The organism is Streptococcus mitis subsp. hohhotensis (assembly GCF_000722775.1).
In the GTDB taxonomy this organism is placed as follows: Bacteria; Bacillota; Bacilli; order Lactobacillales; family Streptococcaceae; genus Streptococcus; species Streptococcus carlssonii.
In genome coordinates, this window is record NZ_JPFZ01000007.1 from 20,550 (window position 1) to 40,937 (window position 20,388).

The window sequence follows — 20,388 nt, forward strand, 5'->3', positions numbered from 1 at the left end:
ATGGTTGAAGAATTAAAAGATGTGACAGATAGCTTAGAACTTGTTCCAGTAACAGATTTAGAGATTGGTTTTACTCTAAAAGCCGCTGAAATCGAAATCCAAGGTAAAGAAGTTCTGGAGCAAGCTTTAGAGTCTTACAAAAAGAAATACGCTGGCTATATTGTTACAGAAGAAACTTTATCAGATGACATTAAAGTCAAAGACGAGTTGGGACGAGTACAGCGTCAAATTGAACAAGAACTTAAAAACCAGCTTTCAGAATACTCTAAACCTCTTGACGAAGCAAAGGCGTGGGTTGAAAGCATATTAGACCCTATCAAAACTTTGCAGACAGACATTAAAAATCAAATCAGGGAGTTTGAGGAGAGAGAAACAGAAGCCCGAAAGGAAACGGTCAGAGAAGCTTTTGAATCTGCAATCGCAGAAAGTGGTACAGAACTTGACATCAAATTATTTGCTATTTACTTTGACGATTTCAGCAAGAAGAAGTGTTTTATGGCCGACAATGTGCGAATCAATCAAGCTACCTCTAAGATGATCGTCGGATTGGTTGCAGAAGAAGCTACTAAGAAGCAACAACGTGAAGCTGGACTTATCCAGATTACAGAAGCGGCAGCTAAAGCTGGTCTCGGACCTACTGTCTACATTCGTAGTTATGACAAGGGAGCGAAACTTGCTGATGTTTTGCAAGCAATTCTTGATGATAAGGCATTAGCTGAAAAAACTAAAGCGGAAACCGAACTAAAAAAGCGTATTGATGAAATGACTGCTATCGCGGTAGCTAAAGGTTTGAACCCTGAAAAGTACGTTGATTTGCTAAGAGAGGGTCGCTCTGCTTTGGATACTATCGATATCTTACATGCAGACGCAGATGAGCTTAGACGGACCAAAGCAGAAGCAGAACAAGAAGCTCAGAGTCGATTCTGCGCCCAAAATCAGCCTGAATTTAGGTCAGAAAGCAGTTCAGGGGGTAATCATACCCTAGAGCAAGAAACAGGCCGAAAATCGCAAAATATGGCTTCTGAGGATGGCGTTAAAAAATATGGTTACAAATTTACTGTAGATTTAATTTTTCCGGCAGAAAATGCAAAGGAAATAAAGGAGCAATTCAAAGAATGGCTTAACGCTAACGGTGTTCAATTTGAGCCACGAACAAAATCAGTAAAGGTGGAAATGGAATGACAATGGATTTACTTGGAGAAGATTACTACTCAGCAGCTTCCGCACGTCAATACTGGTCTATCTCGCAATACAAGCGATTTAGAGAGTGCGAAGCACGGGCATTGGCAGAGCTAGAGGGAGAGTGGGAAGACCAACGAGATAACACAGCTCTTTTGGTTGGTAACATGGTTCACAGCTATTTTGAAAGCCCAGAAGCACACAAGAAGTTTATGGATGAAAATGCGGATGCCATGATTTCGAAAGCTGGGAAAACCAAAGGTCAGTTAAAAGCTGACTTCTTAGTCGGCCAGCGAATGATTGAGCGACTGGAAGCTGACAAACAGTTCATGGACTATTATGTTGGCCAAAAAGAGGTTGCTGTCACAGGCAAAATCGAAGGGGTGGAATTTAAAGGCAAGATTGACTGCCTCAATGTCGAAAAGGGCTATTTTGTAGACATTAAGACTACAAAATCAGACATTGACAGCATGGTATGGGTTCAGGATGAAGCAAGCGGACGAAATATTCAAGTCCGCTGGTTCGAAGCTTGGGGATATATATTGCAGATGGCAGTGTATAAGAAAATGCTAGAAGAGAAGTATGGCAAGAAGTTTACCCCTGTTATCTATGCCGTGACTAAAGAATCTACTCCTGATACCCGAGCGATTGTTTTTCAATCTCAGGAAAAACTTGATTACGAGTTATCTGAGTTATCTATGCTTATTAAGCGTCTTGACGATGTTAAAAAAGGTAAAGAATGGGTAACACCATGTGGTCATTGTGAATACTGCAAAACAAAAGCTTTGAGTCAACGTGTGGAGGTAATCTGATGATCTATCTCTACGAAAATCATCTCGGTGGCTGGTACACGCTAGATCAATATGAAGAGCCAGATTACTGCGAAACACGCAGGGAATGTGATGAGTACATCGGCTCATTTCGTAGCATGGAAGGTGTTGCTCTGAAGCTATTGAAAGAGGATGCTTCAGACGAGGAAATTCATCGAGTCACTGGATTGAAAGTGATTATTAAGTTTGAAAAAGTGAGGAAATAAAATGATTAAAACAGTATTTCTATCATCCGACTACCCATCTGACGAGGCGATTGATAATCAAATAAATAGCTGGTTTGAAGAGAATCCAGACATTAAGTTGATTGACATCAAATTTCAATCAAACGTATCTGCTGTTGCTGACAGTGGATTCAGCGCTGAATATTGGCATACGTCAGCATTGATTATTTACAAAGTTCCCTCAGAGAACAATATAAAAAGTATCAAATCAAAAGAAAAGATAAAAAAATAACCAAAACCAACTATTTCCATTTTGGAAACAACTCAAAAACCAACAAGCCGTGCATTCTTGTAAAACTGCGAACTAGAAAACGTCAGTAAAGGTCATGTGACCTTGGACGAGCGACTGCCCGTATTTAGCCAATTCTCACAAAGGCAGTCGCATTTTTTAGATAAACAGATGAAATTTTTGGATTTATTCGCTGGCATCGGCGGTTTTCGTCTTGGTATGGAGTCCGCCGGGCATGAATGCGTTGGATTTTGTGAAATAGACAAATACGCTAGAGCCAGTTATAAAGCGATACACAATACAGAGGGAGAAATTGAATTACATGACATTACAAGAGTCACAGATGAGTCTATTCGAAGATTCGGAAGTGTGGACGTTATCTGTGGGGGCTTTCCGTGCCAGGCTTTCAGCATTGCGGGACACAGACGAGGTTTTGAAGATACACGAGGAACTTTGTTCTTTGAAATCTGTAGGTTCGCATCTGTTCTCAGACCTAAATATTTATTCCTTGAGAACGTCAGAGGACTCCTCAACCATGACGGAGGGGCTACATTTGAAACCATCATCCGAACCTTGGACGAATTGGGGTATGATGTGGAATGGCAAGTGCTTAATAGCAAGAATTTTGGTGTCCCCCAAAATCGGGAGCGTGTGTTCATTATCGGACATCTTAGAGGAGAACGTACCAGAAACGTTTTTCCTATCAGCGGAGAAAGTGAACAATCTGATCATCAACCACCAAAAATAGAAATTATAGGCAATACTAGAAATCCGAATGGCACAAGTAAAGGAACTAAAAGCGTGGTCTACGGTTCAGGTGGTGTAGTGGGAACTTTAACCGCAACAGATTACAAAGAGCCTAAGCAGGTCGCTATAAAACAGTTCGGAATCCTGCAACCCAATTTTAATCAATGTGGAGTGGTTTACGAAACAGACGGCATCGCACCAACAATCCGAGCCTATCAAGGTGGAGGTCTTGAACCTAAAATCATCCAACGTGGTCATGGGTATAATAAAGGCGGAGAATATGACATCGCTCCTACTTTAACTAGCAATGGCTATCACGAAAACAATCATTTATCAGATGGATTTAGAATTAGAAAACTAACGCCACGAGAGTGCTGGAGATTGCAAGGATTCCCAGACTGGGCTTTTGATAAAGCGCAAGAGGTCAACTCAAACAGTCAATTATACAAGCAAGCAGGAAACAGTGTGACAGTCAATGTCATTGCTGAAATAGCAAAGGAGTTACAATGAAAAATCTGACCTTATCGTTAGACATTTCAACTACTGCGACAGGCTGGGCCGTATTTCACGGCTCTGACCTTGTCCAGAGTGGTGTCTTAAAACATAAAAGCAAATCGTTCTTTGAACGTGGGCGGTTCATGGCTAGTGAATTGCGAGCGATTCAATCGAGAGCGCTCCAGAAGTACGACTGCCATTTTGAATCGATTGTGGTCGAGAAGAATTCAGTCATGGGACCAAATCAGCAGTCTATGATCAGCATCGGAATTGTGACAGGTATCATCCTTGGCCGACTGATTGCTGACAATGTGTACTTCGTGAACGTGTCGACCTGGCGCAAGTACTGGAAGTTTAGTTACAAGGACCGAAGTAAAAAGTCGATGAAGCTGCAGGCCGTTGCTAAGGTTGCGGATGAATTCGACCTGAACGTCAAAGACGATGAAGCTGACGCTATCCTGATTGGTTCATATTTTGTAAACCATGGCCAAGAATTTGGAAATTTGGAAAGCCACAAGGTGAGTTGAGGAGTTAGAAGATGAATAAAGATAAAATTTATATCGAAGGGTATGAAGTTGGATTTTCAGTAGACACAACGGGGGCTAGGGAAAAGAAAATTCAAGTCGCCAGTGGAGAAATCGTGAGCATAGACGAGAGATTCATTTACAAATCAATTGAACCAGAAAAAGTCAAAGTTCCGCAGTGTGTGGCGGATTGGTATGAGAAGAAAAAACATGATTTAAACCATTATATTTGGGATTACATCTATAATTGGAATCATCAAGAGGAATCGGAATTTAAAAGATGGATGAACTGTTCAATAATCTCATTTCAAACCCTCGTCAACATGCACCAGTTCGGCTACGAGGTCGAGAAAGAGAAACGGTATTTTGTGAAGATTAGAGCGACAAAACACTACATTGCTAAAGATGGAACTGGGAAAATATTTTTTCTTTAGCATACAAAGAAAGTTTTACAAAAAAAGAACTAGAAGAAGCTGGCTTCGGCTGGGTATTCGATTGCCCAGGAATTGAGATTGAGGAGGTGGAGTGATGATACAACTATTCTGCCCAAATTGTAATTCAACGTCTTCAGTACATCACCATACTGATTGGCGACATTTCGATAATTCGACCGGTCGATTGAAACCGGTCAGCGTTGTGCTATGCTTAGACTGTAAAACGCTATTTATAGACGATAGATCTTGGTAAAATAAATATCTAAAAAGGGAGGTCACAGAATGAAACGATTCATTACAGTATGTATCCTCGTCTCTGCTGGACTAAACATCTGGCAGATGGACAGGATTCGAGATTTGGAAGAGAAGAAGCCTATGATTATCTACAAGACGGATAATCAAGGCGCTGAGATATTTGGCAAGGTTGTCGAGAAAGGACGACATGGGAAGCTATACACACTTACGATTCGTGACTATGGTGTGTTTGTGGTTACGAAGGACGTGTATGACAAGGTGAAGATAGGAGATGAGGTTTTATTATAATGGACGATGTTTTACAAGCTTTAGCAAAAATGCTGAATATGACAGTTGACGAAGTAAGTTCTTTGCTTACAACATTTAAAGGAAATGCACCACAGATTTACGAACAGCTTATGAGAGAATGGACTTTGTACAATGTACTTGATAACACCTCTATAGCTATGATTTTGCTTAGTGCTATCCTAACAGGAGTTCTTGTGTATGTAGTAGTTCGAATCAAGGTAGATTCCGATAGTTTGAGTTATAGGTATATTCCAGAAGGTTTTACTAAGCTTGAATATGCAGAGAAACTTACAAAGGAGAACCTTAAAAACTCTAAAGGAACTATAAAAAAGCTAATTGTTGGTATTACACTAGCATTGATATTGGCTTTTGCTTCCAATATTGGTCGGTATCTTGTAGCACCAAACTACTTATTTATCGTAAATGAAATTGTACCAAAACTGACAAATAGATAGGAGTTATCATGAACACAATAGACAAAGTGAAACAATGGTTTATAGACCGTGACCTTGAAAACGGTGGACGACTAGACAAGCAATCTTTGAAACTCAGCGAAGAGTTCGGTGAGTTATGCGCCGGCTATCTCAAGAAGAATGAGCAACTGACCAAGGATAGCATAGGAGATTGTGCAGTCGTGATTGTCGGATTAGCCTTGCTGATAAAAGAGGATGTGCATAAGATTTTTGAGGAAGTAAGTTTCATTGAACATGAAGATGTGATGGATTCCTTTAAATGGTTAAGTGCTAACATTAGTAGTTTTCAATTGAATCAGGATATAGTCGGCAAGAAAATGTGTCGATATAATCTAGCGCATTCAATCGGTTATCTAAAATCAATCAGCAAGTCGCTAGGTTATGATTTTGAAGAATGTTTCGAACTGGCTTACCAAGAAATCAAAGACCGCAAGGGTCGTTGGATTGACGGTACGTTTGTCAAAGAGGAGGATTTGCCGAATGAAACTAAAATTTAGAGCGTGGCTAAAGAAAAAGCAAAAAATGGACAATTATATTGACCACATCAGTTGGCTTGAAGATGAGCTATATTGTATTGGAGATGGAATTACTTATATGGTTTCAGCGGAAGATTTAGTCCTCATGCAATCAACAGGACTCAAAGACAAGAACGGGGTGGAGATTTTCGAGGGGGATGTTGTCAGAATGCGAAATCCTAGAGATAGGAGACAGATTGGGATGTTCCAAGTGGTGAGGGTTGCAAACTCACCTATGCTAGGTTTACTTGATAAGAAGCTTACCACAGAAATCTTTAATCTTTATGAGCACATGAGCAATTACTATGAGGTCAAAGGCAACATCTACGAGAACCCAGAGCTTTTGGAGGATAAGGAATGAGACCAAAAAGATACCCTTTCAGTTGGAGGTAATAGATGAAAAACGAAAATAAATACTCCTTACCACAAGTGTTAGGCGGTTGCCTAGGTATGATACTAACCTTATTTATCACTCTATGGCTCGCAGGAGTAGTCATTCAGTATGGTTGGAACAACATCATTGCAGCAACATTTGAAATCCAGAGAATAACATTCTGGCAGGCTGTCGGAATCGACTTGCTCATTACTGCGATTACTGGAAATCCGAAAGGTGATACAGAAAAATCTTGGTTTGAGATTCTGGGGAAAGTTATTTACTGGTATCTTGTTCTTTGGGCTCTAATGTGGATTGTAGTGATCGTTTTGTAAAATAAAAAAAGCCAAGACACGCTCTGCCTCAGCTATAATCTCAATAATATTATTATATCACAAAGGAGACAGAGAGTGAACAAGGCTAAAGAGCTATTGAAAGAATTACAAGACCTTGACATGGACATCCAAAGCCGTATAGATGAAATCAATGAGCTTGAGGCAGGTTTGCTCTCAAGTCCTAAGTGGTCAGGTGTCAAAGTCCAAGGTGGACAGACTAGAAAAGTTGATGATGTCTATACTCAGCTTGTCGTGATGAAAGAGGCTATAGAGCAGGATACTAAAGAGGTTATCAACAGAAAACTTGAATTAGGTAGAATGATCAACAGGCTTAAAAATCCAAAAAGTAGGTCTGTCCTTAGAATGACTTACATTACTAAGACTTACATTGAGGATATTTGCGACAATTTGAGAATTAGCAAGGCAACTTATTACAGATTGCGCAAACAGGCTGAATCCGAACTAGAGGAGATAATCATAGACAAAGTGAGCTAAAGTGAATGCGCATGAAGTCTAAAATCTGTTAGAATGGTAGTGTCAAGAATTGAAAAGAGAGGTCTCAGAATTGGTAGATGGTTACCTGTAATCAGGGTGTCGTAAAGGCGTTGAGGGTTCGAGTCCCTCCCTCTATTTCGTTCATTGACGTCTCCTTTATCTTTATTATATTTTTTCGAGGCTTCGGTCTCGTTTTGGCGGTGACAGGTAAGTGGTTTCTATCCTATGTTTCCTTCGGTTCGATTCCGGGCATCGCCGTTAATGACTACAAAAAATAAATCAGAAAATTTATTTCTAATTAACACGCAAGGTAGTAGTCGCCTTGCAGTTGGAACGTAGCTCAGTTGGTGGAGCGATATGACTATAAAGGGTCTGAAACGTAGGCAGGTTCGAGTCCTGTCGTTCCAATTGTATCTCTGTGAGTAGCTATCACAATAGGGGTACAGGGCGGTAATTAGATTTAGGCTGATTAACCTGTAGGACAGAGATAAAGTAGCGCTATATAAGGCTCTGGTGGGGGAGGCACCCACTTACCGCATACAGTCACTCTTTGAGTGGCTTTTTTGATTTACAAAACGGACAAATAGGAGGTAATAGGTTGGGCAGAGCACGAGACCCAAACCGAGATAAAGCTTTTGAGATTTATAAGCAGAATAACGGAAACATCACTAACCGCAAGATTGGTGACATGTTGGGTGTGCCTGAAAAAACTATCTCAGTTTGGAAGTTAAGAGATAAATGGAGCGAATGTAGTACTTCAAAAGATGAATGTAGTACTACAAAAAGGAAACGGGGAGCGCAGAAAGGCAATAAGAACAGCAAAGGCGGAAGTATAGGTAATCAAAACGCCCTTAAACACGGCCTGTTTGCTAAGTATCTACCGCAAGGAGTGCATGAGATATACGAGCAACTGGCAGATAAGCAACCAATTGATATTCTTTGGGAGAACATTCAGCTAACCTATGCTAATCTTTTGCATGCCCAGCGCATTCTGTACGTTCAGGACGTTGATGATACAACCACTATGCTTATTGCAAGCACAGCAAAAGGCGGAGAAAGCTATGAAGTTCACACCGCTTGGGATAAGCAGGGTAAGGCGTTAGCTGCAATTGCAAGAATACAGTCAGAACTTAGAAATATGATTAAAACATATGATGAATTGACTCGCTCAAGCCTTGCTACAGAGGAGCAGAGATTGAGAATTGAGATTCTGAAATCTAAACTGCCTGACAATGAACCTGAGAACGTTCATGATGATGGTTTTATCAAAGCATTAGAAGGGATAGTCGAAGAAACGTGGCGAGAAGAAAAATAAAGACCAGTACATTCGAATTCCAACCTTTTAGCAGAAAGCAGAATAAGGTGCTAAGTTGGTGGCTTTGGAACTCTCCAGTTCATGAGTCAGAAGGCATTATTGCTGATGGCGCTATCCGTTCTGGCAAGACTGTTTCTATGAGCCTAGCTTTCGTTATCTGGGCGATGACATCATTCAATCATCAGAACTTTGCGATGTGCGGAAAGACAATCGGCTCTTTCAATCGTAACGTCCTGAAGCTATTACTGGTCATGATACAGTCAAGAGGTTTTAGCTACGTCTATCATCGGACTGATAACCTGATAGAAATCACAAAAGGCGACGTGTCGAATGATTTTTATATCTTTGGTGGTAAGGACGAAAGTTCGCAGGATCTTATTCAAGGTTTAACGCTGGCAGGTATCTTTTTCGATGAAGTGGCGCTTATGCCTGAGTCCTTTGTTAACCAGGGCACAGGGCGGTGCTCTGTGACAGGCTCTAAGTGGTGGTTCAACTGCAACCCAGACGGGCCTTATCATTGGTTTAAAGTTAACTGGATAGACAAAGCAGAAACAAAGAATATGCTTTATCTGCATTTTGATATGGACGACAACCTTTCTCTTTCAGAGAACATCAAGAAGCGTTATAGAAGTCAATATCAAGGTGTTTTCTACCAACGATATATACAAGGTCTTTGGACGGTGGCAGAAGGTATTGTCTACGATATGTTCAGTAAAGATAAGCATGTTGTATCAACTTTGCCAGAAATGAACAAACTGGGCAAATATGTTTCGGTCGACTACGGTACGCAAAATGCGACCGTTTTTCTTTTGTGGGAAAAAGATATCAATGGCAAGTATTACTTGACAAGGGAATACTATTACTCAGGTCGTGACGAGAACGTACAGAAGACCAATGCTGAGTACGCTGATGATCTAACTGCTTGGCTAGGAGATACGAACATCGAACGTATTATTATTGACCCGTCTGCTGCATCATTCATTGCTGAATTGAAGAAGCGAGGATATAAAATCAAAAAAGCTAGAAATAATGTCCTTGAAGGCATTCGTTTTGTTGGGTCTATGCTAGGCCAAGAGAAAATAGCAGTGCATGAGAGCTGTGTGAATACGTTGAAAGAGTTCCACGCTTATGTCTGGGACGAGAAAGCCTCTGCGAATGGCGAGGACAAGCCTATCAAGCAATTTGACCACGCAATGGACGCCCTGCGTTATTTCTGCTATACAGTATTATTCAAGTCAGGAGGTATGACTGTTTGGAAATAGAAGTAATTAAAAAAATAATCACGTCGCAGATGGTTAAGCACGGAAAGTTTGTCTCACAAGCAGCTGAAGCTGAGAAATACTATCGCAACGAGAATGATATTAAACGAAAGCGTAAGCCTGCCGATAAAAAAGGCGCTGAGAATGAAGCGAAAGCAGAAGATAACGCCTTTCGTAATGCTGATAACCGTATTAGTCACAACTGGCACCAGTTATTGCTTGACCAGAAAAAGGCTTATGTGTTGACCTATCCTCCTACATTCGACGTGGACGATAAAAAGGTAAATGATATGATCGTGGATGTCTTAGGAGACGATTATGAACGTATCAGCAAACAGCTTTGTGTGAATGCAGGAAATGCTGGAATCGCTTGGCTTCATGTTTGGAAAGACGCTAGTGATAAATCGTTTAGATATGCTTGCGTTGACTCAAAAGAAGTGATACCAATTTATTCAAAGTCCTTGGATAAGAAGTTGATTGGGGTACTGCGAGTATACTCTAGCATTGATGAAACAGATGGTAAGAATTACACTGTTTACGAATATTGGAACGATAAAGAGTGTTCTTTCTATCGTCATGAAAAAGAAAAGCCACTGGAAGAATTAGAGCCATTCCAAGCAATCTTTTTGGTTGATGCCATGAATGGAGACCAGTATAGTGATAATAGTTTTGAACATGATTTTGGTCTTGTTCCTTTTATTCCGTTTAGAAATAACGAAATAGAAACTAATGACTTAAAACCAATCAAAGACCTGGTCGACGTGTACGATAAGGTGTTTAGTGGGTTCGTCAATGATACAGACGATGTCCAAGAGGTTATCTTTGTCCTTACAAACTACGGTGGGCAGGACAAGCAAGAGTTTCTTGAGGATTTGAAACGCTACAAGATGATTAAGATGGACAACGACGGCATGGGAGACCAATCAGGAGTTACAACCATTGCTATTGACATTCCAACCGAAGCCAGAAATCTGATTTTAGAGCGGACTAAGAAACAAATCTTTATCAGCGGCCAAGGGGTTAACCCTGAAACAGATAAACTAGGGAACAGTTCAGGCGTTGCTTTGAAGTTCCTTTACTCTCTTTTAGAGTTAAAAGCTGGGAATATGGAAACTCAGTTCAGAAGTGGATATGCCACACTCGTTAAGATGATCTTGAAACATCTAGGGTTATCCGATAAACTCAAAATCAAGCAAACATGGACACGGAACTCAATCAATAACGATACAGAAATGGCTCAAGTAGTTTCTACTCTTGCAACTATCACATCAAGAGAGAACGTAGCTAAATCGAATCCAATTGTAGAAGATTGGCAGGATGAACTACGCTTGCAGAAAGCTGACCAAGAGGAACGCCCTGAAAAAGCCTACGATATGGAAGAGTTAGAGCATGAGTCGGAAGCTGAATAAAGAAGAGAAAATTGCCTTTATCGAATCACTTGACGACCTCAGCCGAGAAGAGAAAGACAGATTGCTATACGAGCTGGCTCAGATTGACGACCTCGGCGAGATAATAGACTACATCGATAATTTATACCACAGAACACTAAAACGCATTACAGGGCGTTTAGAGGCGTTTGAGAGGGTATCTAAAAATCGTAGCGACTCATTACCATTTTATCTGTTATCCCTGACTAAGGCTGACCAATTAAAAACTAAGCAAGAGATTGCTGGTTTTGTTAAGAAACATCCTGATTTAACAGAGTGGTCAAGGTCAATAAAAGTCAAAACAAATGCAGATGCCTTGTTTGCTGGTGTTGAGATGGATATCGCTGAAATGACTGGCAAAATCAACAAGCGAATAGAAACACATCTCAAACAAACCTACCAAGAAACCTACTTAAATCGTGCTTACAACTACCATAAGCAGACCAAAAGAGAACCGAATTTCAAGCCTGAGCGTCTAGAAGAAGAGTATCTTCAAAAGGCAATCAACGAAAACTTCAAAGGTAAGCGGTTCTCTGAGCGTGTTTGGGGCAGCAATATGGATGAATTGGTTAGTAGAGTAGAATCGCTTGTAACCAATGATTTAAACCGAGGCTATCCGATAGACCAGTCTAGTAAGCTTCTAGCAATTGAGTTCGAACGTGCTCGTAATCGTGCAGTGACTGTTTTGCAGACGGAAACGAACGGAATTCAGGCTCAGGCAACATTAGATGAATACCAAGACGACAATATCAAGAAGTACAGGTATCTAGCGACCTTAGAAGTTCACACATGCCCTATTTGTGGAGAGTTAGACGGCAAGGTATTTCCTGTTAAGGATGCAGAAAAGGGTGTGAATTATCCTACTATGCACCCTCACTGTCGATGTACGACGGTTCCTGCCTTAGAAAAAGGTGGGAAACGCTATGCAAGAGATATTGAAACAGGTAAAGGCTATGAGGTGGAAAGTGGTCAGACCTTCAAGGATTGGCGAAAGCAGCAGCTTGATAAGTATGGTCAGACTGCCATCAAAGACAAGCTACAAGCTGAACGATTGGAAAGGGACAGAGTCCGCAGAACCAAGGAGCAGTTCATCGCTTATAGGCAGGTTTTAGGCTCTCAAAATATGCCCAAAACATTTGCAGGCTTCTATAATTTGAAGTATAATGATGTTGAGGGATACAAGGAACTAAAAGACCGCATCAGATGGGCAAAGTCCAAGTTTCCTACTGAGAAATCTTTAAATGGACATTTCAAAAGTCATGGGAAAGAGTTCGGAGCGGAAAGCCCTGAAGAATATCAACAATTGGCTAGAAATTTATTATCTTCTGTTGTCTCTAAAAATATTATAGGTTATGATACTGGAGAAAGAAGAGTTCGATTTAATCGAGAAACGGGGACAATTGCGATTGGAAAAAGAAATGCCTCAGGAAAAGCGAGAATAACAACTATGTTTAAGCCAGATGATGGAGAGGAATATTACCATGACGACTATAAAAAAGAATATAATAATGATTGACGGATGGGAACATGTGCATTGCCCCGTATGTGGAAATTTAGTAGAAACTTATGATATTTGTGATGTTTGTCATTGGCAAAATACGGGAGCATTTAATATCGATGGCGGTCCAAATAAAATGACGCTTGCAGAGGCTAAAGAAGCTTACGCAAAAGGTTTACCGATTAGATAAATAAGCACCTAGAGAAATCTAAGTGCTTTTCTTATTTTTAATTTTTTTCAAAAAACCTCTTGACTTTGTTGCTACAAAGTTATATACTGACATTGTAGCAACAAAAAGGAGGTGAGCAAATTGCTTGCACGAAAAGAACAATTCAAAGATAAGCCTAAAAATACTATGTTGCGAGTTCGAGTTGATGACGAAACGGTTGATAAACTTGAAGAAATTGCAAAAAAAACGGATAGCACGAAATCTAGTGTTATCCGAAAGGGTATTGACAAGTTATATCAAGAATTAAATAAACAAAAATAGCCTAGAACCCACTAACGCCAATCAGACGGTTCTAAGCTATCACCACAGAAGTGTTTCTGCATGAAATATTATATCATGCTGAGACGCTCTTTTCAAGGTACACGAAGGAGTGTTTTTATTATGGCAAAAATTGAACTTTTAGACAGTTACGAAGATTTACTAAACTATGTTGAAGAAATCCGTGAGAGTATGGATTTGATTCACAATTGGCTAGCAAAAGAGCCAGATTGGGATAGTCAGTGTGACTTATATGAATTTATTGCTCAACATAGCTCACAATTCGCTGTATTGAATCTTATCATGTACAGGCTGGATAGTCTTAAAGATGAGCATCGTACCATTATTGATAATTATATTAAAGGAGCATAAAAATGGAACTACAAATTTTTAAAAATGAACAATTCGGAGAAGTAAGAACGACAGAAGTTAATCAAGAAGTTTATTTTAATTTGAAAGATTGCTGTCAGGTTTTGGAAATTAAAAATCACAACGACGCACTAAAACGGCTAAATAAGGATGGGGTCGTTACTACCGACCTCACCGACAGTCTAGGACGAACTCAACAAGCCAACTTCATCAACGAAGCTAATTTCTATAAGCTTGTTTTTCAATCTCGTAAACCAGAAGCAGAGAAATTTGCTGATTGGGTCACTAGTGAAGTTCTCCCCTCTATTCGTAAGCATGGCGCTTATATGACCGACCAAGTGGCTTATAATATCACGCACAACAAACAAGCCTTAGCAGACTTGCTCCTTATGGCTGGTAATCAACTGAAAGAAAAAGAAGCAGTCATTAAACACTTGGAAGCTGAAAAAGCTGTACTTTCCGTTGAAAATACCATAATGAAGCCGAAAGCAGACTATTTCGATGAACTAGTAGATAGAAACTTACTGACCAGCTTCAGAGAAACGGCAAAACAATTAAAAATCAAAGAACGTAAGTTTATTGACTTCTTGATGGAGAAAAAATACATCTACCGAGATAAGAAAGGTAAGCTCCAACCAACAGCCAATAAAAACGATGGTTTGTTTGAAGTCAAGGAAACACTCAACGAAAAAACACAATGGTCTGGTACACAGACTCTCATCACCCCTAAAGGCCGTGAAACCTTTAGACTACTTTTTATCTAATTATGCTTTAACCGCATCGAAATCGAGGCGGTTTTCTTATGCTCTAACCGTATGGAATCCCGTACGGTTTTCTTTTCGCCCTGGGCATGGCGTTAAAAGGTTCAAACATTGGACAAGTCCGTAGTCCTAACAAAAGCGGAGCGACTGGTGATGGAGAACACCTAAAAAGCCTAGCGTAGAGGAAAGGATTTTCAAAATGAAAAAAGAACAACTAGCAAACATCGGCTTAACTGAAGACCAAATTTCTCAAGTCTTCGCTTTGCATGGTGCGGATATCCAAAAGTTAAAGGATGATGTGGCAAGTAAAGAAAGCGAATTAGAGAGCGTTCGTGGACAGCTGACACAACGTGACAAAGACTTGAATGATTTGAAGAAAAAAGGCGCAGATGTTGAAGATATTCAGCAAAAGCTAGCAGACTTACAAGCTAAGTACAAACAAGATACAGAAGCGCTTGAGACGAAACTAGCAGACGAGAATAAATCTCGCTTAATCGATGCTGAATTGACAAAAGCTGGCGTTCGAGACGCAGAAATTTTTGGAAAAATCTTAAACAAAGACGAAATCTCTGTAAAAGATGGCAAATTGATTGGCTTGACTGAGCAAATCGAGGCTCAGCGTGCTAAGAGTCCATATCTCTTTAACGGGGAGAAACAAGCCCAATACACGCCAAATCAAGGCGATGGGCAAGGTGCTAATTTAGGGAATTGGGAAACTGCTATGAGCAATCTTGACTTTAACCTAACTCAATTTTTAGAACAACAAGGAGAAAATAACTAATGGCTAATGAACTTACAAAAATTCTAGACACGATTACACCTCAACAGTACAATGCCTACATGCAACAGTACACTGCTGCTAAATCTGCTTTCGTTCAAAGTGGTATCGCAGTATCAGACGAACGTGTCTCTAAAAACATTACATCTGGTGGTCTGTTGGTCAACATGCCTTTTTGGAATGACCTTACTGGCGATTCTGAGGTTCTCGGAAATGGCGACAAAGCCCTAGAAACTGGAAAAATTACTGCTGGAGCAGACATTGCCTGCGTTCTTTATCGTGGACGTGGTTGGGCTGCCAACGAATTGACTGGTATTGTAGCTGGTTCTGACCCAGTACGTGCTATCTTGAACCGTATCGGTGCTTATTGGCTACGTGAAGACCAAAAAGCCTTGATTGCTACCTTGAATGGTATCTTTGCTACTGGAACAGGTGGTGAGAAAGGTGCGCTTGAAGAAACTCACGTATCAGACCAATCAAAAGCGTCTAGTGGTATCGATGCAGGTATGGTGCTTGACGCCAAACAATTGCTTGGGGATTCTGCTGATCAAGTTACTGCGATTGCTATGCACTCAGCGGTTTATACAAAACTACAAAAAGATAACTTGATTCAATACATCCAGCCAACAACTGCGACTATCAACATTCCAACCTACCTTGGTTACCGTGTCATTATTGATGATGGTATTGCACCAACAGGAGATGTATATACATCATATCTTTTCCGCACAGGTTCAATCGGTCTTAACACAGGAAATCCATCAGGATTGACTACGTTTGAAACTTCTCGTGAAGCAGCTAAAGGTAACGACATGATTTACACTCGTCGTGCCCTTGTGATGCACCCTTACGGTGTGAAATGGACTGGCGCAGAAGTGGCTGAAGGAAACATCACTCCATCAAACGCTGACTTGGCTAAATTCAAAAACTGGCAACGTGTTTACGAGCCTAAGAACATCGGTATTATCGCTCTGAAACACAAAATTGGCAAATAGATTGGGTAACAGAATATGATTCAAGAATTGAAACAAGACAACACAATGTACTTGATCTCATGCGTTCGGAAAATGCGTCAGGATAATTATTTCAAAGACATGGAAGTTCTCCATTACGCTTTAACCCAAGCAGAAAACGAGATTTTGAATTATATTCACCAAGACAGTGTGCCTGGACGTTTAGAGAACGTATGGATAGACATGACCAACGACTTACTGGACAAGGTCAAGGAGCAAAGTGTGCTTGCTGAAAAAGCAGACGCAGACGACTTTTCGGTCAAGAGTATCAAAATGGGTGATACGACAATCGAAAAGGTTAGTCCTTATGAAATGATTCAACGAATGAAACAAGTGCCGTCATCACTTGAGCGCTACAAGCGTCAGTTGAATCGTTTTAGGAAGCTACTATGACCGAATATGCTAAGACGGTCTTTGATTGCTTGTATGACTGTAAAATGACGGTTAAAGGTTATACAGAGCAAGAGATAGACGGTTTGACCAGTATGTCAGAAAGCGTGCTATTAGAGGGCATTCCTTGCAGGATTTCGCAAATGAGCAATAGTTCAACGAACGGGAGCGACTATCAAGCTAACGGCTATGATATGAAACTCTTTTGCTCCGTTGTCTATGATATTCCTGCAGGTTGCAAGATTGAGGTGACTGATAGAAATGGGCACGTTAAAGTGTTTACACGGTCTAATGTGCCTATTGATCAGTATTGGTCACATCAAGAAATTGCTATAAAGTTAGAGGGCAAGTCATGAGTGGCAGTTTTGATTATCGCAGTTTCGCTAAGTTTGCTAACAACTTCAACAGGAATGCGAATCATGCGAGAGTAGACCGATTTATGAGACAGACCTTGAATTACGAAGGTACAGAATTGAAATCTAAAGTGAAAGAGAGAACACCCGTCGGTGTTTATACGGATCATTGGGTGGAGTTCACAACCAAAGATGGCAAACACGTCAAATTTTGGGCAAGTGCTCATGGTAAACAAGGCGGAACCTTGCAAAAAAGCTGGTCTAAAAGCCATATTGATGTATCTGGGCGGACTTATAAGCAGAAAGTTTATAACAAGGTCTACTATGCCCCACACGTTGAGTACGGGCATAAGACAGTCAATGGTGGCTTTGTTCCAGGGCAGTTTTTTCTTCATAAAACGGTTGAAGATACTAAAAGCGATATGGAAAAGCGTGTCCGTGATAAGTATGATGGCTTTATGAGAAAGGTAGTGTTAGGAAATGGCAAATAAAGGCTTTCGGTTGGTTGAGGAGTTAGTTAGTCATATCAAGGGCTTATATCCTGACATCAGGATTTATCTGGATGAAGTAGAGCAAGGTTTTAAAGAACCTTGTTTTTTTATCCATGTGGTTGATACTAAGTACACTCCAGAAGCCAATAAGCATGTGAAAGTACGTTCTAAAGTGGATTTGTCTTATTTTCCTCCTAAGAAAAAGCGTAGCGAGTGTTTAGCAATGCAGGAAGAATTGAGTTATAAACTCTTACACTTACCGACGATTCATTTATTTGACCGTCAGTATGAAGTGGTTGACAACGTTCTGCATTGTATTTTTAACGCAAGCACACGCTTGAAGTTAGAAGAGGAAGATATCAAACAACGTGAATTGAAAGTGAAAGAAGAGGTAAAAGATGGATAATGTAGATGGAATTGTGTTCCCTACTGCGGACATTTTGGAAAGTAGCGCTTTTACCAACGGAGAAAAAGACATCTTGGGGGCTATTTTAGACCCAGAAGAGTCTTATAGCTTGGAAGAAGCAAGAGCAAAACTAGAATACGAACTAGGAAGGAAGATTAACTAATGGCAGGTGGAATTTGGAAACGCCAAAATAAAGTAAGACCAGGTGCTTACATCAACGTCAAATCAAAAGACATCGCAATGACTCGCCTAGGTGGCGATGGTGTCGTAACAGTACCGTTGGCACTCAGTTTCGGTCAATCAAAGAAATTGATGAAAATCCGACGTGGTGAAGACCTATTTAAGAAGCTAGGTTATGAGCAAGAAAGCCCACAACTCTTGTTGCTAAATGAAGCATTCAAGCGTGTGAGTGAAGTCTTGCTTTATCGTCTGAATACGGGAGAAAAGGCAAACGTAAGCCTTTCAGACAACGTAACGGCTCAAGCTAAATATAGCGGTGTCCGTGGGAATGACATTACAGTAACGGTCAAAACAAACGTAGACGACCCAAGTTCATTTGATGTTGTCACATTCCTTGATACTGTTGTTATGGACTCGCAAACTGTAAAAGTCTTGGCTGATTTGAAAAACAATGATCTAGTTGAGTTTTCAGGAACAGGCGAACTGCAAGCGGTGGCTGGTGCTAAATTGACTGGTGGTACTGACGGAACAGTCTCAACTCAAGACTACTCAGAATACTTCAAAGCGCTTGAAACAGTTGAATTTAACTATATGGCTTTGCCAGTAGAAGACGCTTCTATCAAGAAGGCGGCTATCAACTTCATCAAACGTATGCGTGAAGATGAAGGACTTGGAGCCCAATTGGTTGTTGCGGACTCTGACGCAGACAGTGAAGCAGTAATCAACGTTAAAAATGGCGTTATCTTGTCCGATAAGACAGTTATTGATAAGACGAAAGCGACTGTATGGGTTGCAGCAGCAAGCGCAAATGCTGGTGTTGAAAAATCATTGACTTATGAGAAGTACGAAGATTCTGTTGATGTTGTGGGTCGTTTGAGCCATACAGAGACAGAAGATGCGCTCTTGAAAGGACAGTTTGTCTTCACCGCTCGTCGTGGTCGTGCGGTGGTTGAACAAGATATCAACTCACACGTCAGCTTCACGATTGAGAAGAACCAAGACTTCCGTAAGAACCGTATCTTGCGTACCTTGGACGATATCGTGAACGATACTCGTTATGCTTTCTCTGAGTATTTCCTTGGAAAGGTAAGCAACAACGAAGATGGACGTCAAGCGTTCAAAGCGAACCGTATTCGCTACTTCAAAGACCTTGAGGCTCGTGGTGCTATTGAAGACTTCAAAGTGGAAGACATCGAGGTGCTTCGTGGTGAGTTGAAAGAGTCTGTAGTGGTTAACGTCAAAGTGAAACCAGTAGACAGCATGGAAAAACTGTACATGACAGTTACAGTAGAGTAGGAAAGGAGATAGTATGGCTTTTTTAAAAGGTCGTGACGTAATCAGCGGTCAGGAAGGTACCGCTTTTATTCACATCGACGGTAGAAATGAGTTCATGTTCTATGTAAAGGAACTTGAAGCGACAGTTAAGAAAAACAAAGAAGAAGTCCGCACCCTTAACAAACGTGGTACGCAATCAAAATCGACTGGTTTCAAGGGAGAAGGTAAGATGACCATCTACGGTGTCACTTCAACATTCAAGGAAATGATGTTGGACTACATGAAGAATGGTCGTGATACATTCTTTGATATCCAAGTGACTAATGATGATGCGACAAGTTCAATCGGTCGCCAAACAACTATCTTGCGTGAATGTAACCTTGATGAAGTTGTGATGGCTCAACTAAAAGTTGAGGACGATTTCTTGGAAGAAGAAGTCAACTTTACTTTTGAAGATGTGGATATCTTAGAAAAATTTAATGCGCCTAAATTAGGTTAGAAAGAGGATAAATAAATGGCAATTTCAGACTTTTTACTAGAAAACGTTCAGCAGGAGGAAACAAAGGAAGTACACCTTAAGCGTTTCAAATCTCCTTTTGTCATTCGCAGTATTGACGAAAGTCTAAATGATACGTTGAAAAAACGTGCGACAATCAAGAAGAAAAACCGTCAAGGTGTGGCTATTCCTGAGTTCAACAACGATAAGTACATTGACTCTTTGATGTCTGCCTGCGTTGTTACGCCGGACTTGAAAGATGCTCAACTACAAGAGTCTTATCGCACAGTTGGGGATGAAGCAGCAACCTTGAAAGCTATGTTGAAGATTGGGGAATATGCTACCCTAATGCAAGAAATTCAGTCTCTTAATGGCTTTGATGAAGATATCAATGATCTTGTCGAAGAAGCAAAAAACGACTAGAGGACGGGGATGCAGAGTTGAGTTATGCTTACTACTGTTTGCATCAATTCAACTGGACTCCGTCCTTTTTG

Annotated in this window: 31 protein-coding genes, 1 tRNA gene and 1 pseudogene; all 33 read left to right on the forward strand. The window is 40.6% G+C overall.

Annotation, left to right across the window (positions count from 1 at the left end; translation table 11 throughout):
* Positions 1–1,182: a DUF1351 domain-containing protein gene (locus SK608_RS01075; RefSeq protein WP_033675888.1), complete on the forward strand. Its 1,182-nt coding sequence runs from the start codon at positions 1–3 to the stop codon at positions 1,180–1,182.
* Positions 1,179–1,991, forward strand: coding sequence for a PD-(D/E)XK nuclease-like domain-containing protein (locus tag SK608_RS01080; protein WP_033675890.1), 813 nt, complete (start codon positions 1,179–1,181; stop codon positions 1,989–1,991). The genes SK608_RS01075 and SK608_RS01080 overlap by 4 nt, the downstream gene beginning before the upstream one ends.
* Positions 1,991–2,215 (forward strand): hypothetical protein, encoded by a 225-nt coding sequence (locus SK608_RS01085; RefSeq protein ID WP_033675892.1) that lies wholly within the window; start codon positions 1,991–1,993, stop codon positions 2,213–2,215. The genes SK608_RS01080 and SK608_RS01085 overlap by 1 nt, the downstream gene beginning before the upstream one ends.
* A gap of 1 nt (position 2,216) precedes the next feature.
* Positions 2,217–2,465 (forward strand): sporulation protein Cse60, encoded by a 249-nt coding sequence (locus tag SK608_RS01090; RefSeq protein WP_050489901.1) that lies wholly within the window; start codon positions 2,217–2,219, stop codon positions 2,463–2,465.
* Positions 2,466–2,633: 168 nt separating this feature from the next.
* Positions 2,634–3,719, forward strand: coding sequence for a DNA cytosine methyltransferase (locus tag SK608_RS01095; protein ID WP_033676024.1), 1,086 nt, complete (start codon positions 2,634–2,636; stop codon positions 3,717–3,719).
* The gene (locus tag SK608_RS01100) at positions 3,716–4,231 is read left to right on the forward strand and encodes a RuvC family protein (protein WP_033675893.1); all 516 of its coding nucleotides are present in this window, start codon (positions 3,716–3,718) and stop codon (positions 4,229–4,231) included. Before SK608_RS01095 ends, SK608_RS01100 begins: the two co-directional genes overlap by 4 nt.
* Before the next feature lie 11 nt (positions 4,232–4,242).
* Positions 4,243–4,662 carry a DUF1642 domain-containing protein gene (locus tag SK608_RS10285; RefSeq protein ID WP_235202140.1) on the forward strand — a complete coding sequence of 140 codons (420 nt, stop codon included), beginning with the start codon at positions 4,243–4,245 and terminating at the stop codon, positions 4,660–4,662.
* Between the two features lie 14 nt (positions 4,663–4,676).
* Positions 4,677–4,757 (forward strand): annotated as a pseudogene (locus SK608_RS12025) (DUF1642 domain-containing protein); the annotation flags it as partial.
* Between the two features lie 187 nt (positions 4,758–4,944).
* Positions 4,945–5,205, forward strand: coding sequence for a DUF1372 family protein (locus tag SK608_RS01110; protein ID WP_033675895.1), 261 nt, complete (start codon positions 4,945–4,947; stop codon positions 5,203–5,205).
* The gene (locus SK608_RS01115) at positions 5,205–5,660 is read left to right on the forward strand and encodes a hypothetical protein (protein ID WP_033675897.1); all 456 of its coding nucleotides are present in this window, start codon (positions 5,205–5,207) and stop codon (positions 5,658–5,660) included. The genes SK608_RS01110 and SK608_RS01115 overlap by 1 nt, the downstream gene beginning before the upstream one ends.
* Before the next feature lie 8 nt (positions 5,661–5,668).
* A complete protein-coding gene (locus SK608_RS01120; protein ID WP_033675899.1) occupies positions 5,669–6,175 on the forward strand; it encodes a MazG-like family protein in 507 nt (168 codons plus the stop codon).
* Positions 6,159–6,554, forward strand: coding sequence for a YopX family protein (locus SK608_RS01125; protein ID WP_033675901.1), 396 nt, complete (start codon positions 6,159–6,161; stop codon positions 6,552–6,554). The genes SK608_RS01120 and SK608_RS01125 overlap by 17 nt, the downstream gene beginning before the upstream one ends.
* Before the next feature lie 89 nt (positions 6,555–6,643).
* Entirely contained in the window at positions 6,644–6,901 is a 258-nt protein-coding gene (locus SK608_RS01130; RefSeq protein ID WP_152548840.1) for a hypothetical protein, read from the forward strand.
* Between the two features lie 75 nt (positions 6,902–6,976).
* Complete coding sequence (locus SK608_RS01135; RefSeq protein WP_033675906.1) at positions 6,977–7,396, forward strand: DUF1492 domain-containing protein; 420 nt, start codon at positions 6,977–6,979, stop codon at positions 7,394–7,396.
* A 329-nt stretch (positions 7,397–7,725) separates the two neighbouring features.
* Positions 7,726–7,804 (forward strand) — tRNA-OTHER (locus SK608_RS01140).
* A 190-nt stretch (positions 7,805–7,994) separates the two neighbouring features.
* The gene (gene terS / locus SK608_RS01145) at positions 7,995–8,711 is read left to right on the forward strand and encodes a phage terminase small subunit (protein ID WP_033675908.1); all 717 of its coding nucleotides are present in this window, start codon (positions 7,995–7,997) and stop codon (positions 8,709–8,711) included.
* Between the two features lie 47 nt (positions 8,712–8,758).
* Positions 8,759–9,973, forward strand: a complete 1,215-nt coding sequence (locus tag SK608_RS01150; protein ID WP_350353731.1) for a PBSX family phage terminase large subunit — start codon at positions 8,759–8,761, stop codon at positions 9,971–9,973.
* Positions 9,964–11,379, forward strand: a complete 1,416-nt coding sequence (locus SK608_RS01155) for a phage portal protein (protein ID WP_033675912.1) — start codon at positions 9,964–9,966, stop codon at positions 11,377–11,379. The genes SK608_RS01150 and SK608_RS01155 overlap by 10 nt, the downstream gene beginning before the upstream one ends.
* Positions 11,360–12,913: a minor capsid protein gene (locus SK608_RS01160; RefSeq protein WP_033675915.1), complete on the forward strand. Its 1,554-nt coding sequence runs from the start codon at positions 11,360–11,362 to the stop codon at positions 12,911–12,913. The genes SK608_RS01155 and SK608_RS01160 overlap by 20 nt, the downstream gene beginning before the upstream one ends.
* Positions 12,906–13,085, forward strand: a complete 180-nt coding sequence (locus tag SK608_RS01165; protein ID WP_223335869.1) for a CPCC family cysteine-rich protein — start codon at positions 12,906–12,908, stop codon at positions 13,083–13,085. The genes SK608_RS01160 and SK608_RS01165 overlap by 8 nt, the downstream gene beginning before the upstream one ends.
* 120 nt (positions 13,086–13,205) lie before the next feature.
* Complete coding sequence (locus tag SK608_RS01170) at positions 13,206–13,385, forward strand: ribbon-helix-helix protein, CopG family (RefSeq protein ID WP_033675919.1); 180 nt, start codon at positions 13,206–13,208, stop codon at positions 13,383–13,385.
* A gap of 120 nt (positions 13,386–13,505) precedes the next feature.
* Entirely contained in the window at positions 13,506–13,754 is a 249-nt protein-coding gene (locus tag SK608_RS01175) for a hypothetical protein (RefSeq protein ID WP_033675921.1), read from the forward strand.
* Positions 13,755–13,756: 2 nt separating this feature from the next.
* Positions 13,757–14,515: a phage antirepressor KilAC domain-containing protein gene (locus tag SK608_RS01180; protein WP_033675923.1), complete on the forward strand. Its 759-nt coding sequence runs from the start codon at positions 13,757–13,759 to the stop codon at positions 14,513–14,515.
* Between the two features lie 196 nt (positions 14,516–14,711).
* On the forward strand, positions 14,712–15,293 hold the full coding sequence (locus tag SK608_RS01185) for a phage scaffolding protein (RefSeq protein WP_033675926.1): 582 nt from the start codon (positions 14,712–14,714) through the stop codon (positions 15,291–15,293).
* Positions 15,293–16,285 (forward strand): major capsid protein, encoded by a 993-nt coding sequence (locus tag SK608_RS01190; protein WP_033675927.1) that lies wholly within the window; start codon positions 15,293–15,295, stop codon positions 16,283–16,285. The genes SK608_RS01185 and SK608_RS01190 overlap by 1 nt, the downstream gene beginning before the upstream one ends.
* 15 nt (positions 16,286–16,300) lie before the next feature.
* Entirely contained in the window at positions 16,301–16,696 is a 396-nt protein-coding gene (locus SK608_RS01195; protein WP_033675929.1) for a head-tail connector protein, read from the forward strand.
* The gene (locus SK608_RS01200; protein WP_033675931.1) at positions 16,693–17,049 is read left to right on the forward strand and encodes a hypothetical protein; all 357 of its coding nucleotides are present in this window, start codon (positions 16,693–16,695) and stop codon (positions 17,047–17,049) included. The genes SK608_RS01195 and SK608_RS01200 overlap by 4 nt, the downstream gene beginning before the upstream one ends.
* The gene (locus SK608_RS01205; protein WP_033675932.1) at positions 17,046–17,537 is read left to right on the forward strand and encodes an HK97 gp10 family phage protein; all 492 of its coding nucleotides are present in this window, start codon (positions 17,046–17,048) and stop codon (positions 17,535–17,537) included. Before SK608_RS01200 ends, SK608_RS01205 begins: the two co-directional genes overlap by 4 nt.
* Entirely contained in the window at positions 17,527–17,943 is a 417-nt protein-coding gene (locus SK608_RS01210; RefSeq protein WP_033675935.1) for a phage tail terminator family protein, read from the forward strand. Before SK608_RS01205 ends, SK608_RS01210 begins: the two co-directional genes overlap by 11 nt.
* Entirely contained in the window at positions 17,936–18,106 is a 171-nt protein-coding gene (locus SK608_RS11390; protein ID WP_023948067.1) for a hypothetical protein, read from the forward strand. The genes SK608_RS01210 and SK608_RS11390 overlap by 8 nt, the downstream gene beginning before the upstream one ends.
* Complete coding sequence (locus SK608_RS01215; RefSeq protein ID WP_033675937.1) at positions 18,106–19,419, forward strand: phage tail sheath family protein; 1,314 nt, start codon at positions 18,106–18,108, stop codon at positions 19,417–19,419. The genes SK608_RS11390 and SK608_RS01215 overlap by 1 nt, the downstream gene beginning before the upstream one ends.
* 13 nt (positions 19,420–19,432) lie before the next feature.
* On the forward strand, positions 19,433–19,897 hold the full coding sequence (locus SK608_RS01220) for a phage tail tube protein (RefSeq protein WP_033675938.1): 465 nt from the start codon (positions 19,433–19,435) through the stop codon (positions 19,895–19,897).
* Between the two features lie 15 nt (positions 19,898–19,912).
* Complete coding sequence (locus SK608_RS01225; protein WP_023948071.1) at positions 19,913–20,317, forward strand: phage tail assembly chaperone; 405 nt, start codon at positions 19,913–19,915, stop codon at positions 20,315–20,317.
* The last annotated feature ends 71 nt before the right edge of the window (positions 20,318–20,388 follow it).

Excerpts from the sequence above, each read along its gene's own strand:
- SK608_RS01075 (WP_033675888.1), top strand. The coding sequence starts at position 1 with ATGGTTGAAGAATTAAAAGATGTGACAGATAGCTTAGAACTTGTTCCA.
- SK608_RS01080 (WP_033675890.1), top strand. The coding sequence starts at position 1,179 with ATGACAATGGATTTACTTGGAGAAGATTACTACTCAGCAGCTTCCGCA.
- SK608_RS01085 (WP_033675892.1), top strand. The coding sequence starts at position 1,991 with ATGATCTATCTCTACGAAAATCATCTCGGTGGCTGGTACACGCTAGAT.
- SK608_RS01090 (WP_050489901.1), top strand. The coding sequence starts at position 2,217 with ATGATTAAAACAGTATTTCTATCATCCGACTACCCATCTGACGAGGCG.
- SK608_RS01095 (WP_033676024.1), top strand. The coding sequence starts at position 2,634 with ATGAAATTTTTGGATTTATTCGCTGGCATCGGCGGTTTTCGTCTTGGT.
- SK608_RS01100 (WP_033675893.1), top strand. The coding sequence starts at position 3,716 with ATGAAAAATCTGACCTTATCGTTAGACATTTCAACTACTGCGACAGGC.
- SK608_RS10285 (WP_235202140.1), top strand. The coding sequence starts at position 4,243 with ATGAATAAAGATAAAATTTATATCGAAGGGTATGAAGTTGGATTTTCA.
- SK608_RS01110 (WP_033675895.1), top strand. The coding sequence starts at position 4,945 with ATGAAACGATTCATTACAGTATGTATCCTCGTCTCTGCTGGACTAAAC.
- SK608_RS01115 (WP_033675897.1), top strand. The coding sequence starts at position 5,205 with ATGGACGATGTTTTACAAGCTTTAGCAAAAATGCTGAATATGACAGTT.
- SK608_RS01120 (WP_033675899.1), top strand. The coding sequence starts at position 5,669 with ATGAACACAATAGACAAAGTGAAACAATGGTTTATAGACCGTGACCTT.
- SK608_RS01125 (WP_033675901.1), top strand. The coding sequence starts at position 6,159 with ATGAAACTAAAATTTAGAGCGTGGCTAAAGAAAAAGCAAAAAATGGAC.
- SK608_RS01130 (WP_152548840.1), top strand. The coding sequence starts at position 6,644 with ATGATACTAACCTTATTTATCACTCTATGGCTCGCAGGAGTAGTCATT.
- SK608_RS01160 (WP_033675915.1), top strand. The coding sequence starts at position 11,360 with ATGAGTCGGAAGCTGAATAAAGAAGAGAAAATTGCCTTTATCGAATCA.
- SK608_RS01165 (WP_223335869.1), top strand. The coding sequence starts at position 12,906 with ATGATTGACGGATGGGAACATGTGCATTGCCCCGTATGTGGAAATTTA.
- SK608_RS01175 (WP_033675921.1), top strand. The coding sequence starts at position 13,506 with ATGGCAAAAATTGAACTTTTAGACAGTTACGAAGATTTACTAAACTAT.
- SK608_RS01180 (WP_033675923.1), top strand. The coding sequence starts at position 13,757 with ATGGAACTACAAATTTTTAAAAATGAACAATTCGGAGAAGTAAGAACG.
- SK608_RS01185 (WP_033675926.1), top strand. The coding sequence starts at position 14,712 with ATGAAAAAAGAACAACTAGCAAACATCGGCTTAACTGAAGACCAAATT.
- SK608_RS01190 (WP_033675927.1), top strand. The coding sequence starts at position 15,293 with ATGGCTAATGAACTTACAAAAATTCTAGACACGATTACACCTCAACAG.
- SK608_RS01195 (WP_033675929.1), top strand. The coding sequence starts at position 16,301 with ATGATTCAAGAATTGAAACAAGACAACACAATGTACTTGATCTCATGC.
- SK608_RS01200 (WP_033675931.1), top strand. The coding sequence starts at position 16,693 with ATGACCGAATATGCTAAGACGGTCTTTGATTGCTTGTATGACTGTAAA.
- SK608_RS01205 (WP_033675932.1), top strand. The coding sequence starts at position 17,046 with ATGAGTGGCAGTTTTGATTATCGCAGTTTCGCTAAGTTTGCTAACAAC.
- SK608_RS01210 (WP_033675935.1), top strand. The coding sequence starts at position 17,527 with ATGGCAAATAAAGGCTTTCGGTTGGTTGAGGAGTTAGTTAGTCATATC.
- SK608_RS11390 (WP_023948067.1), top strand. The coding sequence starts at position 17,936 with ATGGATAATGTAGATGGAATTGTGTTCCCTACTGCGGACATTTTGGAA.
- SK608_RS01215 (WP_033675937.1), top strand. The coding sequence starts at position 18,106 with ATGGCAGGTGGAATTTGGAAACGCCAAAATAAAGTAAGACCAGGTGCT.
- SK608_RS01220 (WP_033675938.1), top strand. The coding sequence starts at position 19,433 with ATGGCTTTTTTAAAAGGTCGTGACGTAATCAGCGGTCAGGAAGGTACC.
- SK608_RS01225 (WP_023948071.1), top strand. The coding sequence starts at position 19,913 with ATGGCAATTTCAGACTTTTTACTAGAAAACGTTCAGCAGGAGGAAACA.